The 15,625-nt window shown below is 44.1% G+C and carries 12 protein-coding genes and 1 riboswitch; of the genes, 7 read left to right on the plus strand and 5 right to left on the minus strand.

Translation table 11 applies throughout. The features are described 5' to 3' along the window. Positions 1–52 precede the first annotated feature (52 nt). The gene (locus tag RA086_RS12885) at positions 53–1,036 is read right to left on the minus strand and encodes a serine hydrolase domain-containing protein (RefSeq protein WP_308704180.1); all 984 of its coding nucleotides are present in this window, start codon (positions 1,034–1,036) and stop codon (positions 53–55) included. Between the two features lie 911 nt (positions 1,037–1,947). Here RA086_RS12885 and RA086_RS12890 point away from each other — a divergent pair. Continuing rightward, a complete protein-coding gene (locus tag RA086_RS12890; protein WP_308704181.1) occupies positions 1,948–2,868 on the plus strand; it encodes an aldo/keto reductase in 921 nt (306 codons plus the stop codon). A 242-nt stretch (positions 2,869–3,110) separates the two neighbouring features. Then, complete coding sequence (locus tag RA086_RS12895) at positions 3,111–3,524, plus strand: hypothetical protein (protein ID WP_308704182.1); 414 nt, start codon at positions 3,111–3,113, stop codon at positions 3,522–3,524. Between the two features lie 81 nt (positions 3,525–3,605). Here the strand turns inward: RA086_RS12895 and RA086_RS12900 are convergent, their stop codons facing one another. After that, positions 3,606–4,835, minus strand: coding sequence for an ArgE/DapE family deacylase (locus RA086_RS12900; RefSeq protein ID WP_308704183.1), 1,230 nt, complete (start codon positions 4,833–4,835; stop codon positions 3,606–3,608). A 321-nt stretch (positions 4,836–5,156) separates the two neighbouring features. Between RA086_RS12900 and RA086_RS12905 the strand changes: the two genes are divergently transcribed. Both RA086_RS12905 and RA086_RS12910 read left to right on the plus strand, forming a co-directional pair. Further along, positions 5,157–5,684: a helix-turn-helix domain-containing protein gene (locus RA086_RS12905; RefSeq protein ID WP_308702430.1), complete on the plus strand. Its 528-nt coding sequence runs from the start codon at positions 5,157–5,159 to the stop codon at positions 5,682–5,684. Positions 5,685–5,722: 38 nt separating this feature from the next. Then, positions 5,723–6,544: an IS3 family transposase gene (locus RA086_RS12910; RefSeq protein WP_308702431.1), complete on the plus strand. Its 822-nt coding sequence runs from the start codon at positions 5,723–5,725 to the stop codon at positions 6,542–6,544. Between the two features lie 243 nt (positions 6,545–6,787). Here RA086_RS12910 and RA086_RS12915 read toward each other — a convergent pair whose 3' ends face one another. Beyond that, positions 6,788–6,946 (minus strand): hypothetical protein, encoded by a 159-nt coding sequence (locus RA086_RS12915; RefSeq protein ID WP_308704184.1) that lies wholly within the window; start codon positions 6,944–6,946, stop codon positions 6,788–6,790. Positions 6,947–7,322: 376 nt separating this feature from the next. Beyond that, positions 7,323–8,990 carry a BCCT family transporter gene (locus RA086_RS12920; protein ID WP_308704185.1) on the minus strand — a complete coding sequence of 556 codons (1,668 nt, stop codon included), beginning with the start codon at positions 8,988–8,990 and terminating at the stop codon, positions 7,323–7,325. 921 nt (positions 8,991–9,911) lie between these two features. Between RA086_RS12920 and RA086_RS12925 the strand changes: the two genes are divergently transcribed. Together RA086_RS12925 and RA086_RS12930 are read left to right on the plus strand one after the other, a co-directional pair. Further along, the gene (locus tag RA086_RS12925) at positions 9,912–11,750 is read left to right on the plus strand and encodes a heavy metal translocating P-type ATPase (RefSeq protein WP_308704186.1); all 1,839 of its coding nucleotides are present in this window, start codon (positions 9,912–9,914) and stop codon (positions 11,748–11,750) included. Positions 11,751–11,783: 33 nt separating this feature from the next. Further along, the gene (locus tag RA086_RS12930; RefSeq protein ID WP_308704187.1) at positions 11,784–11,978 is read left to right on the plus strand and encodes a hypothetical protein; all 195 of its coding nucleotides are present in this window, start codon (positions 11,784–11,786) and stop codon (positions 11,976–11,978) included. Between the two features lie 543 nt (positions 11,979–12,521). Here RA086_RS12930 and ade read toward each other — a convergent pair. After that, positions 12,522–14,201: an adenine deaminase gene (gene ade, locus RA086_RS12935; RefSeq protein WP_308704188.1), complete on the minus strand. Its 1,680-nt coding sequence runs from the start codon at positions 14,199–14,201 to the stop codon at positions 12,522–12,524. A gap of 71 nt (positions 14,202–14,272) precedes the next feature. Then, positions 14,273–14,371, minus strand: a riboswitch (purine riboswitch). A gap of 149 nt (positions 14,372–14,520) precedes the next feature. Here ade and RA086_RS12940 point away from each other — a divergent pair. Further along, complete coding sequence (locus tag RA086_RS12940) at positions 14,521–15,624, plus strand: SIS domain-containing protein (protein WP_308704189.1); 1,104 nt, start codon at positions 14,521–14,523, stop codon at positions 15,622–15,624. Position 15,625: the final 1 nt, after the last annotated feature.

Genomic DNA, 15,625 nt, shown 5'->3' on the forward strand with positions numbered 1-15,625 from the left:
TGGGCTCGTTATTTTAATTAGTCATCACATCCGCTACTAAGGAGCTATCAGCTTAATCATTAAAGAAAAGATCAAAGACGTGTTGCCGATCACGATTCCAAACACGATTCTCACTAGTTGGATAAACGCGATTAGTTAACAGGACCAAACCGACTTGCCGATCCAAGTCAAAAGCCACTGCCGTTCCAGTATAACCAGTATGCAAATATTGATGCCGACCATTATACCGTTCCCAACCAAGGGTCCGACCTTCCGCATCATACTCGCCTAACCAATCGAACACATTTTCATCCAACACACGCTTGCCTTGGTACTCCCCAAAGTTGAGCATCATTTCAATATAAACGGTTAAATCCGTCAATGTCGAAAATAAACCCGCATGTCCACTTTCTCCGTTTAATAAGAATGCCTTGTAATCATGAACTTGGCCTTGAATCTGACCGCGGCGTGGATCAAACTCCGTGGGGACAAACCGAACCTTAGGCCGATTCAAGTTATAGCCAGTATTTGTCATCGCTAGTGGATAAAGCACATGATCCTGAATACTGCGGGCCAAAGCACCATCAACTGCCCGAATAATCCAACCCAGAATAATGTACCCCACATCGGAATAAACATACTTTTCACCGGGCCGATTGAGTAACTTGGCATTATAAACTGCCGCAATCAAATCTTCTCGATTCATCGTGTTCAGGTTTTCAATGTCCGCTGGCAACCCACTATTATGAAGTAAAAGTTGCTGGATAGTTATTTCTTTATGCGCAAAACCCGGTAAAAACCGTGCTACTGGGTCATCTAACCGAATCGTATGGTCGGATAATAATTGAAAGACGCGCGTGGTCGTTCCCACGACTTTCGTCACTGATGCTAAATCATAAATCATCGAGGGATCTAACCCGATTGCAAACTCATCTTTACCTTGTTTGCCATGATAATATTGATTAATCCCTTTTGGCGTAATCACACTGAACGACGCCCCATAGATATCACCCGCATCAATGCAACTGTCAATGTATTCTGCTATTTTTTTAATCACGTGTTATGGGCCTACCTTTCGTCATTGCCGTCACTCAAACCCATGCGGCTTGCAGACTGTTGTACCCTTTTATCATAACGAAAATCCGGATAAAAGCAACGGCAATAACTTTTTAAACTTTTGAAGCTTTAGTGTTGCAATCGCTTACACAAGCTGTTAGTATACTAGGTGAGGAAAGGAATTAATCCTCATTAGCAAGCTTCTCAAAGAGATTTGGTTGTCGCTGTCATGTTAGACAACTAGTAACAAAGCTCTGGTCGTTATCGAAACCATTTCGGGCGTTGCACAACGTTATCGGTCTAACGAGTGTCGTGAGATTGTCGTTGGATGGCTGAACGCTAACCCTTGAATAAACGATAACCGCAACAGAATTAATTGGTGTTATCTAGACTATCAAGTTTTGATCTTTAGATTGGAAACAGGGTGTCGCCGATGCCAAGTTTAAAGTTCCACTAGTACAGTTCCATTGTAGGCTTCAGGTTTTAAAAAGTTTAAACGGAGGTGCATGTCTGTTACGAAGACATTCCTAAGTTTTAAACGCGAGTTCGGCTTTCGTTAAAACCCGTTTGACGAGTCATGAATCAAGTATCTAGGTACTTTTGATCGACTAAAGCAGATAGTAACAAAAAATACGGGTTAGTCCGTTAGAAGTTGGACACACGTAAAATTGAATAAGCATGAAGGTGTAACGTATTAAGAACACTGAACAAGTATTTCTTGCTAATATGGATTATTCCTCATAAGTAGAACTCAAGTTGAGAAGCCTTGGGTTCTATTTTTTTGTCGTTTTGTTTAAAACGACGATTGTTATTTATATAGAAGAAAGTTGACTTATCTCACCGACCGGCAACCGTTTACATCCCTATGGTTAACCCGTATACTTGAATTAAACTTTAAGGAGGAACTTTTACTTGAAAACAATTAATTTAGGTCACAGCGGCATGCAAACATCCGCGGTCGCTTTAGGCATTATGCGCATGAATCGCTTGGACGTTGATCAAGCGACCAAAGTGATCGAAACCGCCGTTAAACTCGGCATCAACTATATCGACTCGGCGGACATTTATGGTGGCGGCGATTCATCAGCCATCTTCGGTAAAGCTTTGAAGCAGTCATCTGTAAGCCGTGATCAACTCTTTATTCAATCCAAGGGTGGGATCGTGCCTGGCAAACGGTACGATTTTTCCAAAGCTCACCTGCTTGAAGCCGTTGATGGTGAACTTGATCGACTAGGCGTTGACTATTTAGATAGTTTCCTTCTACACCGTCCCGATCCATTAATGGACCCAGCCGAAGTTGCCGACACCTTCAATGAATTACAGACCAGTGGCAAGGTCCGCCATTTTGGCGTTTCTAACTTCAATCCTATGCAAGTTGACCTATTACAATCAGCCTTAAATCAACGTTTAATGATTAACCAATTACAGTTTGGGGTCATGCATACTGGTGCCATCGACTTTGGCTTGCACACGAATATGCAAGATGATCGCAGTATTAACCATGACGGCGAAATCATTGAATACTCACGGCTGCATCAAATGACGATTCAAGCTTGGTCACCTTATCAATACGGTAATTTTGCCGGCATCTTCTTAGACAATCCTAAGTTTCCAAAATTAAACGAAACGATGCAAACTATCGCTGATGAAAAACACACGACTAAGAGCGCCATCGCTACTGCTTGGATTCTTCGTCATCCAGCCAAGATCCAAGTTATCTTGGGGACCATGAATCCTGAACACCTTGCTGAAAATGCTGCCGGTGCTGAAGTCGATCTCACTCGGCAAGAATGGTACGACATTTACTTCGCAGCTGGGAACGATTTACCTTAATCTGTCTCTAAAAGTTAGCCTGTGATGAAAAGGAGTCTTGGATAAAAATCCAGACTCCTTTTGTGATTATCCCCACAGCGAATTTTCTTTAAGTTTAACGTAAGAAGCCTAAAATCCCAGGAATTCCAAGTTTTTATATTTCGATTTTTAGTAAAATTGCGCTATCATTAATATTGTAAGCACCAATTTTAACTAATAAGTCTAATAATTATTTTAATTGCATGTTCAAGGGGAGCCCTGCTATGTCAAAATTCAACATTACACTCATCAACGCTGACCGCGCCAAGGCAATGCTGACGGAATATAAGGAACAACGTAAGAATTCGATTCCGCGGTTAGCCCATCCGGGACGCTATATTTTACCGGATTATAAATTAACTCGTCGTCGGGCGGCGTTCAAGATCGTGAAACACACTTTCTTAACCCCCCATTATAAATCCTACGTTGCCATGGATTCTGACAATGGTCATACGCTTTGGTTCCATAATTTCGGTTCCTTAACCGAAGCCCTATTTTGGTTAGAAACCGGGCTTAAAATCAGTGACACCGACTCCCATTCCAACTATAAAGAATGGACAGTCAAACACGCAGACGAAATCAGTGCTTTTAAAGGTACTCTCCGTGAGCGTAAAGCAAACAAGAAAAAAGTTAAATAAACTGGGTAAGATTCCATTGCCTAGTCTGAAAAATAAAAAAGTTATCGCAACTCAAAAAAATGAGTGCGATAACTTTTTTTATTAACCTTCACCGTTTAAGTAGGCTGGGAAAAGGGCTTCATAGAGTTTAATGAAATCAAGATACATCTTCGCTGAAAGCGACTCATTGGCTTGATGGGACGTAAAATTACCGGGACCGAAAACCGTGTAATCAGCGCCCAACGGCTGATCAACTAAGAATTGTCGGGCATCCGTCCCACCGGCAGCTCCCAATGCTGGAATCGTCTGACTATTAGCTGGTAACCCTACCGTGGCCAACGCCATCTGATTGATTTTTTCTTCAGCAGGAGTAAACTTCGTTGCTGCCAAATAGGGTTGACCCATTTTCTGGATAAGATGTAACATGCGGCCTTCAGGATCACCAACAACCGGTTGAACCGACATTTCAACGTGCAACCTAATATCGCTATCGTTTTCGGCATTATATTGCGCGAGCGTAGTCTTGAAAGTGTTAATCAAGGCGTCATTACTAATCTCTGGAATCGTCCGCATACTGATCTGAGCCTTAGCCAGATTCGGAATCGTATTGACTTGATTCCCACCATGGAACACATCAATGTTAAAAAGCGTTTCAGTATTCAACGTGTCATTCTTAATCCCAGCCGTTAACTTAGTCACGTTCGTTTGGATCTGGTAGAGGGCATTCACCAGGTGCGCAACCGCATTGCTCCCCATTTGTGGCATCGAGCTATGGGCCGTTTTCCCTTTGGAAGTGAGCGTAATATCCACCGAACCTGCTTGGGCGTAACAAACATGATAAGCCGATGGTTCAGCAATCATTAAAGCAGTCACATCTTTCATGTAGCCGGCGGTGGTCAAATCTGCCGCGCCTTGCTCAGCAAACTCTTCGCCATACGTCGCTAATAGCCGAATCGTCCCTACTAACGGTACTTTATTGGCTTTCAACTCGATCATCGCAATAACTAGAGCAGCCAGACCGCCTTTCATATCACAAGCGCCACGACCAATTAATTGGTCACCCTTTGTCGTCAGGGTAAAGGGATCTTGGTCCCAGTCTGCCGTAGTGACCGCCACCGTATCCATGTGACCAGAAATAGCCAATACTGGCTTACCCGTCCCAATCTCAGCCACAAGATTAGCACGATTATTGCCAGCTGGTAAGATCTGACAGCTAATCCCCGCTTGATCAAAAAGTTGTTTCAAATACTTAGCAACCGGTAGTTCATTGCCATTGACTGACTGAATCTTAACCAGTTGACGCAAAATCTCAATCTTTTCAGTACGTTCCATTCAAGGCACCCTCTTCTATTAACCCACGTGGTTATTCACCACAGTCACTCATAACTGTGGCAATCAGTTTGTAGTCATCATAAGCCCAGCTTAGCTATATTACAATGTTAATTAAGTGGTGGGACCACTACCGTTAGCCAATTCTGTTGATTTAGCGCTGGCGCGGCCTTTCGTAAGGTGACTTAGCAAAAGGACACGTGCTACGACAACCTTTCAAGCCCTGCGCGATACGACCGCCAGTTGCAAAAAATGAGTCTGAGATAACTTGAAGTGCCCTACAATTGTTAGACAGATGAGTCTAACGATTGTGGGGTTTTTATTATGACTAAATATAGCAGTAAATTTAAAGCTAAGGTGGTTCATGAATATTTGGATGGGGGGATTGGATTAAATGAATTACAACAAAAGTATCAGATTGCCCGGCATAGTACTGTTTCTTCATGGGTAAAACGTGCTCAAGTTCATGGTATGAGTTCACTAAAAGTAAGTCATCATCGTAACAAGTATTCACAGGATTATAAGATAAGCGTGGTAGACTATATTCAAACTCACGAGATCAGTCGTAACCAAGCCGCAATTCACTTTGGAATTTCCAGTAGCCAGGCTAATAGTTGGATGAAAATTTACCAGGAACAAGGTGTGGCTGGATTGCGTCCTAAACCTCGTGGAAGAAGGTCAACCATGAGTAAACATAAGAATCAAAACCGCTCCCCAAAACGATTAACCGCAACTAAAGAGGAAAAATACAAACAACAAATCACTGAATTAAAGCGGCAACTGCACAACGCTGAATTGGATCGTGACATTTTAAAAACACTAGCGACCATAACCAGGAAACAACCAAAGTAAAAGCTAATATTGTCTCTAAGTTACGGTCGCGATATCCGTTGAAGGAACTACTACGCAAGCTTAAATTGCCTAGAGCGACTTATTATGACCGTTTAAAGCGTAACCACAAACCTGATAAATACGCTAAGGTCAAACATTTTATTCGACAGGAATATGTTAATTCTGGAGCCAGCTATGGTTATCGACGTATGCATAAAGAGGCCATCGATGCTGGATTCACGTATTCCGAAGAAACAATTCGAAAAATCATGACCGATATGGATCTTAAAGTGACCTTATTCTCCAAACATACTGGCAAATATAGCTCCTATAAGGGGACCGTTGGTAAGATTGCGCCGAACTTGCTCAAACAAAAGTTCAACGCCACCAAGCCTTTAACTGTCTTGCACACTGATGTAACCCAAGTGGCACTATATAATGGTAAATGGAGCTATATCTCAGTCATTATTGACGAAGCCAGTAAGGAAGTGCTCTCAGCAGTGACAAGTTATTCACCTAATAAGAAGCTAATCAAAGCGACCTTAAGGACAGCCCAAAAGCATATTCCAAATGATCTTCACCCAATCCTCCATTCCGACCAAGGATGGCAATATCAAATTCCTGGTTATCAATCAAAGCTCAAAGAAATGGGCATTATTCAAAGCATGTCCCGAAAAGGGAATTGTCATGATAACGCACCCGTAGAGAGTTTCTTTAGTCTACTTAAGCGGGAGTGTTTGAACCAATACAAGATCAAGAATATTACCGAATTACGCGGTATCCTAAACGCTTATATTGAATGGTTTAATCATGATCGAATTTCAATGAAGACAAAAGGCTTAAGCCCTATAAGTTACAGGACTCAAGCCTTAGCAGCATAAATTAAATTACCATTTGTCTAACTTTTCTATTGCACTTCAACTTCCCAGACTCATTTTGGTATTCCTGATAGTTACAGCCGCCACGTGTGACAAAAGTGGCTATGCTCGGTAGCCAGCCGCACTTTGTCATACGCCCTGTTAATTATCACACTCAGCTCGACAATCCCCATTGCCAAGACCCACCTAAGCGAGATAACTCCTCCAAATCACTACTCCCCAAACCCTAAACTCTTCTGACCTTGATTATGAATTCGGTACTGGTTTAAACCGACCAACCCGAACGCTAGGTTGCCAATGCGCTTTAACCGGCATTGGTTCCGCGGGAACTGGCGTTGGTGCTGTCGATGGTAAAGTGAAACTACCGGCTTGTTGTTGCCGATGTAACAGCACTGGACGGTTCATCGTTGTCGCTGATGAGTCAACGAAAGGAAACTGGATGCGGTTGATGCCACCGAACTAGGGTCCCCCAACCACTAATCACTAGTCCCAACCCCAAAACTGTCAACAGTTTACGTCCTTGCTTCATCATCACCGACCACCTTACTCAATATTTTTCGATTACAACTATGAGTATAATGACCGCGTGTAAAGCTAATAGCGTTGTCAGGTAAAGTTCTTGTTTAGATTGCGTAAATTTACGACCAATTAGCGTTGTAAATGAAAAAGAGCCTGAAAATCAGACTCTCTTTCACAACTACTACCAGCGAAACGTGTCACAAAAAGCCATGCTTGCGCACACTTTTTATCCCACGCATCGTTAATTTAATTTTTTAATAACCTAATCTGTCTCCGAAGCCGATTTACGATTAACCCGGTGTTCGCCGGCATAGTCGGACTTAGTTGAGATTTCAACATCTCGTGCCAAGGCTTCGCGCTTCGCTGCAACTTTGGCTTTTGCTGCCACTTTAGCGGCTTCTTTGACCGGATCTGTCGTCAAATCATGATAGATCGAGTATAACAAGATCAAGCAGACCGCAATCAGTGGGAAGCCAGACATGGCACAGATCGCCTGAATCGCCTTAAAGCCGCCGACCGTGACTAGTCCTAATGAGAACAAGAGGAAGATAACGACCCAGCTCATACGATTGAACCGACTTGGTTGTTGGCCAACTGCCAGTTGTTTACTGGTAAATGACGACGTAATAAAGGCGAATGATGAAACCGTCGTTGCCAAGAAAATAAAGCATGAGAGACAATACAATGCCAACATGATCATTTTAAGTGGCAACGTTGTTAAGACCGCTGCGATAACTGCGGCTTGACCTTGGGTGTTTAAAATATGAACCAAGTTAACAATACCCATCTTTTGTAAGTACAGTGCGTACCCACCTAAAACGGCATAGAAACTAACACAGCCCAGTGAACCCCAAAGTAACATGCCACCTAAGACCTGACGAATCGTCCGACCACGGGAAATTCGGGCAATAAATAACCCCATAACTGGCATAAAGGATAACCACCAGCCCCAGTAGAAGATCGTTTGACTCTGCATTTCGGTCATAGCGCCATTTGGTGACGAGTTAAAACTTAAGCTAACAAATTTATTGATAAATAAACCGATACTATTCGTTTCTGAATTTAAAATATAGGTGGTTGGGCCAACTAATAAGACGACCACCAAGAACCCGATTGCCAACCAAATATGAGCTGAGCTTAAACGACCAATCCCACGTTTGAGGCCATTGAAGACGGCCATCGCAAAAATAACGAATAAAATGGCAAATAATCCGAGTTTCAAGGTCATCGTGTCGGCGATCCCGGTCACGGTACTCAAAACTTTCGAAATAACTGGGATTTCCATCCCAACAGAAGTACCGACACCACCCATGATGCCGATAATAACTAAGAAATCAATCAGGTTGCGGGCTAACCGTTTGAGGGTTCCCGGACCTGCTAAGACTGAAATGGCGGCACTGAGCCGTTGCACTTTGACATGCTTCACATACATTGCATAAGCAATCCCAATGGTGGCTGGTGCGAACATCATCCACGCCATTGGGCCCCAATTAAATTGACCGAGCATGTGCGCATAGTTATACGCGGAAGTTGAAAATGGTTTGACGCCAAATGACGGACTTTGTAAATACCGCAAAGGATCAGCAATACTCAACATCAAGATGCTGGCATCGATCCCAGTGGCATAAACCATGCTGCCCCAATGGAATGTTGAAAATTCCGGTTTGTCTTTGGGACCGCCAAGTTTGGTTTTACCGAGCTTACTAAAAGCTAAGTAAATGAAGAAGATAAAGTTGATGACATAAACTAGCATGTACAGCCAGCTCATATTACTGGTTAACCAAGTTAGGATTGAATCCAACCCAGTCTCCAAGGATTTACCACCGACTAATAGAAAAATTGAAGCGACCGCAAACAATCCAATAGTTGGTAAGTACACCCACCAATCAATATTCTTGCTTTTTAAAATAATAAACCTGCTACTGAACATATACTTTCTATATCAAATATTCGTGGTTCTTCCTCCCATTAACTGGGAGTCCCCACGCGTTAATTTCCGACTAGCAATCGGTACACCCCTCCGAGATTGGTTCCCCGGAGCACTCAGTACCCTTATTAAATAAGGTTTAATCGGCATTGTCTGCAGAACTCGGTTTGTGCTAACTCAAAATCAGTAGCAGAATTTCCTTCTTTCCGTTGGTTGAATTCCACGGACGCCATACTGACAATTTTAATTGGCTAATCTACGTTGGTATTTACCATAAGCTTGAGTCAGAGTGTGAACGAAGGCGGGAGCTGGTGAGCATTGCCTAGCTAATCACATAATGCGTTTTTGGCATTCTGTGACTAGCGTAGCAAGCGGAACCCGCTGCCTGAGTGAACACGTTTCGACCATAATAGTAGAAACGCCTTCGCGCGCACTCTAACACACAACGTAACGATTAAAGTAACGACTAAATTGTTACATTCAATATCTTGCTAATGGATAACCCCCTTGAATTTATCAGATAAGTTAGTTGCATGCAGTCGCCTAGCAAGTTTAAATGGCGCCATCATACACAAAAAGGTCGCACGACAGGGTAACAAGTTACCACCTGTACAGCGCGACACCGCTAATACAAATGCTGATTTCAGTATTTATTCTGATATCTGATATTCATATCTTAGTATACTAGCATTAGAAAATATGTAAAATAACCGCCCTTTGGGACGTTTAAGCCTATCATGATAAGCTTAAACACCCTTTTGGCCGGCTATTTTAGTGCTTTTTTCAGAAAATTAATTGGATTTTCCGCAAAATATTATGTTTTGTTTAGAATCATTCTTATCTATTTAAATGACTTCAAATTAGTGTTACGCTTGTGCTAATCATAAAGGAATCGGTTACAAAGTTCAAGAGGAGGGGATTTAGATGCGACATTATTACAAACTAACTTTAACCATTAGCGTCGGTATTTTGGCATTAATTTTACAATTTGGGTTCCAACAGCAGTTAGCCGCCCAAATTATTATCACGTTGATGGGGTCAATTATGGCGCTTTCGATGCTCGTCGAAATGGTCAAAACGTTACGTTCAGGAAAATATGGGGTTGACCTACTGGCCATTACCGCCATCGTTGCAACCTTGGCTGTAAGTGAATACTGGGCTGGGTTAGTTGTTTTGATCATGCTGACGGGCGGTGACTCACTTGAAGACTACGCAGCTAAGCGCGCCAATACTGAATTAAAAGCTTTATTGGATAATTCACCACGAACAGCCCACCGACTCGTCAACCGTCAGCTCACAGATATTGCCGTTGAATCGGCTATCGTATCAGATCAGCTTGTCGTCAAACCAGGTGAGCTCGTGCCAGTCGATGGTCATTTGATCGATGGTAATGCCCTTTTCGATGAATCATCCCTAACTGGCGAATCAAAACCAGTTGAAAAAGTGGTTGGTGATGACGTGATGTCTGGGGCCGTCAATGGCGATAGCGCAGTCACCATGGTCGTTGATAAGGTCGCGGCTGATAGTCAATATCAACAGTTAGTTAAATTAGTCAAAGAATCAGAAGCGCGTCCCGCAAAATTTGTGCGCCTTGCCGATCGTTATGCCGTCCCATTCACCTTAGTAGCTTACGTGATTGCAGGCGTGGCCTGGGCACTAAGTGGTGATCCGCATCGGTTCGCAGAAGTCTTGGTCGTGGCTTCACCTTGTCCCTTAATTTTGGCCGCCCCAGTTGCGCTAGTTTCCGGCATGAGTCGGACAAGCCGCAATGGGATCGTGGTTAAGACGGGTGACATGTTGGAAAAGCTTTCCACGGCAAAATCAGCGGCCTTTGACAAAACTGGGACGATTACTAGTGGTCAATTAACCGTCAATCAAATTACGCCTCAGGCTGATTTTACTGCCGAACAAGTTCTACATTTAGCTGCTAGTGCCGAGCAAAACTCTAGTCACATTCTGGCACGTTCCATTGTTAAATTTGCCAACGACACCCCTTTAAGTCCTGCCAATGACTTAGAAGAAGTCACGGGTAATGGCGTCACCGCGCAAGTCGATGGTCATTCGGTCAAAGTCGGTAAATTGAACTTTGTTGACCCTAAAACGACCCAGACGCCATTGGCACAAACGGCGATCTATGTGGCGATTGATGATCAGTACGCTGGCGTCATTACCTTTATTGATAACGTACGCCCAGAAGCTGCGTCAACTTTGCAAGCCCTTCATGCTGAAGGCGTTCAGAATGTGATGATGCTGACAGGCGATCAACGGGCAATTGCTGACAAAATTGCAGCAGAAGTTGGTATCGACACCGTCCAAGCGGATCTTTTGCCAGCTGATAAGATTAAGAATTTAAAAGCAATTCCTGAAGCTGGTCGGCCAGTGATTATGGTTGGCGACGGCGTCAACGATGCGCCATCACTGGCTGTCGCGGATGTAGGCATCGCCATGGGTGCCCACGGATCAACTGCCGCAAGTGAATCAGCCGATGTGGTCATTTTAAAAGACGATCTCAGTCGCGTGGTCACTGCAATTCAAATCGCCAAAGACACGATGGCCGTTGCCAAGCAGGCGGTCTGGATTGGGATTGCTATTTGTACCATTTTAATGTTGATTGCCAGTACCGGTATCATTCCCGCACTCTTCGGCGCTATGCTCCAAGAAGTTGTCGACACTGTTTCCATTTTATGGGCTTTGCGGGCATTACGTGATCGGCCACATACTAAAGTCGAACCCACTAAACCAACAGCCATTCGTCAAAATTAATAACCGAAATGTGTTAAGCTGGAATGAAACGAAATGGACGTGATTGAATTGCCTAAATGGGTACTCGACTGGTCAGAAGGCTCCTTAATTTTCATCGTGGTCTTAACCTTAGTTTCAGTGATTTTACTCAGTGTACCGTTAAGAGAAACGATTCCAGTCGACTTTTTCTACATGCTAATTACTTTTTACTTTGCTTGGCGGCGAAGCAAGCGCACGAAAAACCAATGACTATTTCTCAGTCAATACAAAAACAGATTGCTCATCCAACAAACTTCCATTAGCGGAAAAAGTTGGCAGTGAACAATCTGTTTTTTTACGCTTTTAAAACAATCTGTTTTTTTACGCTTTTAAATTATAGCTTTCCGGATTTGACCTAAGAACTGCTATTTTGAAATCAGTGCTTAATTCTCCGTCTCCGTGGACCAGCACATTCGCTGTGAGGCAAGCCAGACACTAACCTGGGAAGGATCACCCAGCTAAGTGTCTCGACACGGCAAACAAACTGGTCCACTCCGACGTTAAATAACAATTTTAATCTAAGCAATAGTAAAAAAGCCAATTAATATTAGGTTCACTATTTAGCGCAAGGCGGGCTGGATGATGCTCAGTGGTGAAATTTCTCTTTGCTGGTGAACTTTCCAGCTTAGAGAAAGCCCGGCTTGTGAGACCGCCCTTTGGCTCACAAACGTGGCCACCACGTTCCAGCATCAGTCCAGACCAACCGGAGCGGCAAATTAAGCAGATACTTGTAAGTGTGATAGCTATACCACCCTAGGCCTGAATTTCAACCGGAATAAAATCAAATGAATCATAGTCAAACAAACCCCGATCCGTTAGCTTAATCGTTGGAATAACGGGTAATGTCAGAAACGATAAGGTAATGAATGGATCAAATGACATCTCATTTTCACAAATTTGATTATAGGCTGCCTTGATTTTGGCGAGTTGTTCGGCCGCAACTTCATATGAGCTGACTGACAACAAGCCCCCGATAGCTAGCGGCATCGTCGCAACGACCTGCTCATCATCCGTCACCGCAATGCCCCCATTTGTTTGGGTGATTTGTGCAATCGCCTGTAGGATTGCCGCATCTGAGATCCCAACGGCGACAATATTGTGCGCATCATGCGCAATAGAACCAGCCACTGCGCCGTGTTTTAACTGAAATCCGTGCACTAAGCCAACCCCTACCCGACCAGTATTCTTATGGCGTTCAACTACCACCATTTTCAACACATCCTGGGTCGTATCAGTTTGAAAATTGCCATTGACTACTGGCACATCCATGACGAGATGGTCAGTTTCGATATGATTGGGTTGTACACCGATCACGTTCACATGACCAGTCGTCAGGGGCAACGCTAAGTCGGCTAAAGTCACGTGTTGATGAATACGAGTCGCCGTAAATGGCAGCGGCTGTGTTTCCGGCTCAGTCGTCACCCACTGCCCACTTTTCATCGTTCGGGCAATTTTCACCGTTTCAACGTCATCTAAAACGACCAGATCTGCTAACTTGCCCGCACTCAAACTACCGCGATCACGTAATCGGTGGGCGTTGGCGGCATGATAACTCGCCAGCGTGTACGCCAATGCCGGCCGCATGCCACTTTTAATGGCTATCTTGACATTATCGTCAATCGATCCCTCGGTCATCAAATCTGAGATCGTTTTATCATCCGTACAGAAGGCAAAGCGACTGGCATTCGCTTCGGTCACCGCACCAATTGTTCCAAGCATATCGCGTTCCACAGTGCCTTCACGCAAAAAGACAAACATCCCTGCTTTGACACGATTGAGTGCTTCCGTTACCGTCGTACATTCGTGATCCGTGTCCAGTCCCGCATTGCACATCACATTTAATTGATGCGGATTCAAACCGGATGCATGTCCATCCGCATGGTATCCCCGCACATTTGCATCATGAATTTTTGCCAAAATATCCGTGTCCCCACGCGCAACCGCGCCGTAGTCCATAACTTCCGCTAAGCCTTTCACTTCCGGCTGAGCATACAACGGTCGCAAATCAGCCGCGTGTAAAGTTGCCCCATTATCATCAAAAGGCACACAAGGTACTGAGGATGGTAGCATGAAAAAGACATCTAATGGTGTTTGACGGGCATCATCGATCAAGTATTGAATTCCAGCCGTTCCAGCGACATTCGCCAACTCATGAGGGTCGGTCGCAATCGCCGTGACACCGTGTTTTAGCAACACTTTGCCTAATTCACTGGGAGCGACCATGGCACTTTCCATATGGACATGTGCGTCGATCATGCCTGGAACTAGCCATTTGCCAGTGGCATCATAATGATGGGCAGCCTGGTAAGGTTCATCCTTAAAGTTACTAATAATGTGGCCATTCTTGATCCATAAACTGGTTGCCTCAAATTCACGCGTAAAAACGTTCAGGACTTGGGCACCGGTAATCACTAAATCTACTTTTTCCGTCAAAAGATTCTCCTTCTGCCTATTCAGAAAGAAAAAGAGCCGACTACGATCCACGGCAAAAAGAGCAGTGGAAGGCAGCGACTCAATTCGCTTATAGTCCAACATTTACGGTGCTGGGTAGAAACTCGCCATCCTTATCATGGCATTATATAGGCAATTAAATTTATTTAGTCATTTTGTTTGTCAGTAATCTTAGCAGAGTTCAGATTCAAACGCAAATTTCGTAATGGTTCCACGTTGCTTTCGGTCGTCCGACCAGCTATGCTATTAGCAACGATTTAAAACTTAACCAACTCAGTTACTTTTAAAGGGGTAATTCTTTATGATGATGATGAATAATCCAACCATGCTCTCGTACATCCGCCGTGAGCAGACGGTTCTTGGTAGTTTGTTGAGTGCTTATCCTGACGCAACTGCCAAAGCACTAGCTAATGTGCCTAAGCATACCCAACACTGGCTCATTTTGACCACCGCGTCCAGCCTTAATGCCGCCAAAAGCGCCCAACCTTATATGGAAAAAATGGCTAACATCCAAGTCGACGTGCGAGATGCCGGCGCTTATTTAACCTATGGTCACGTCAATCCAGCAGTGGATACAATCATTGGTATCTCACTCAGTGGCACCGATCCCATTATTCTGGCCGCTGTTAAGCGTGCCGAAACGGGGACTCAGGCAACGACAATTGCCATGACCGCTCAAATGGACAGTGAACTCGTCAGCGGCACTGCGACAAGCTTTAACTTACTCACAGGCAAAGAAACGATTCCCTACATCACACTAAGTTACAACGCCATCGTGCTTTCGCTCATGTTTTTGAGCTTGCGCAGTGCCGCTGATCGCGACTTATTACCAGTTCTAGCAGTCAATCAGGAGCTTGACGACTTTGGCTTGATTATTGAGCATATCAACGAAACCATTCAGCGTGCAAATGACTACTACCGTAAATTTACGATTGATTTCGGGCTGGCCACTGAATTTACCAGCATTGGCGCCAGCAGTTTGGCCGGAACTTTAGCAGAAATGCAGACCAAGTTCACTGAAATCGTACGAGTGCCAACCCATGGCTACCCGCTCACTGAATTTATCCATGGGGCTTACCTTGGCGCGCATGAAACGCACCGTCAATTTTACCTAGAAATGCCTACTGATCCGACTGTTATGGCCACTTTACAAGCGGTCAAAACTTATGAATCGCGGTTGACCCCCCACATCTACACAATTAGCTTTACAGGTGAGCAACCCACGCTTAATGACGAACAGACCTTGATGCTCTATCCAATTGAAGATCCACTCAAAGTACCATTGTTGGCAATCATTCCGTTCCAAGTTCTAGCCTGGTTCATCGCCAAGGCTAAAGGGATCAATTTATCGCATCCTATTTTCGATAATTTCCAAGCTAGTCTAAAAACTAATAGTGAGTCATAGT

The organism is Lactiplantibacillus brownii (assembly GCF_031085375.1).
Lineage (GTDB): Bacteria > Bacillota > Bacilli > Lactobacillales > Lactobacillaceae > Lactiplantibacillus > Lactiplantibacillus brownii.

What these genes read in the sequence shown, in the direction of transcription:
- RA086_RS12895 (WP_308704182.1), top strand. Translation starts at nt 3,111, where the DNA reads ATGTCAAAATTCAACATTACACTCATCAACGCTGACCGCGCCAAGGCA.
- RA086_RS12900 (WP_308704183.1), bottom strand. Translation starts at nt 4,835, where the DNA reads ATGGAACGTACTGAAAAGATTGAGATTTTGCGTCAACTGGTTAAGATT.
- RA086_RS12905 (WP_308702430.1), top strand. Translation starts at nt 5,157, where the DNA reads ATGACTAAATATAGCAGTAAATTTAAAGCTAAGGTGGTTCATGAATAT.
- RA086_RS12915 (WP_308704184.1), bottom strand. Translation starts at nt 6,946, where the DNA reads ATGAACCGTCCAGTGCTGTTACATCGGCAACAACAAGCCGGTAGTTTC.
- RA086_RS12920 (WP_308704185.1), bottom strand. Translation starts at nt 8,990, where the DNA reads ATGTTCAGTAGCAGGTTTATTATTTTAAAAAGCAAGAATATTGATTGG.
- RA086_RS12925 (WP_308704186.1), top strand. Translation starts at nt 9,912, where the DNA reads ATGCGACATTATTACAAACTAACTTTAACCATTAGCGTCGGTATTTTG.
- RA086_RS12930 (WP_308704187.1), top strand. Translation starts at nt 11,784, where the DNA reads ATGGACGTGATTGAATTGCCTAAATGGGTACTCGACTGGTCAGAAGGC.
- RA086_RS12940 (WP_308704189.1), top strand. Translation starts at nt 14,521, where the DNA reads ATGATGATGATGAATAATCCAACCATGCTCTCGTACATCCGCCGTGAG.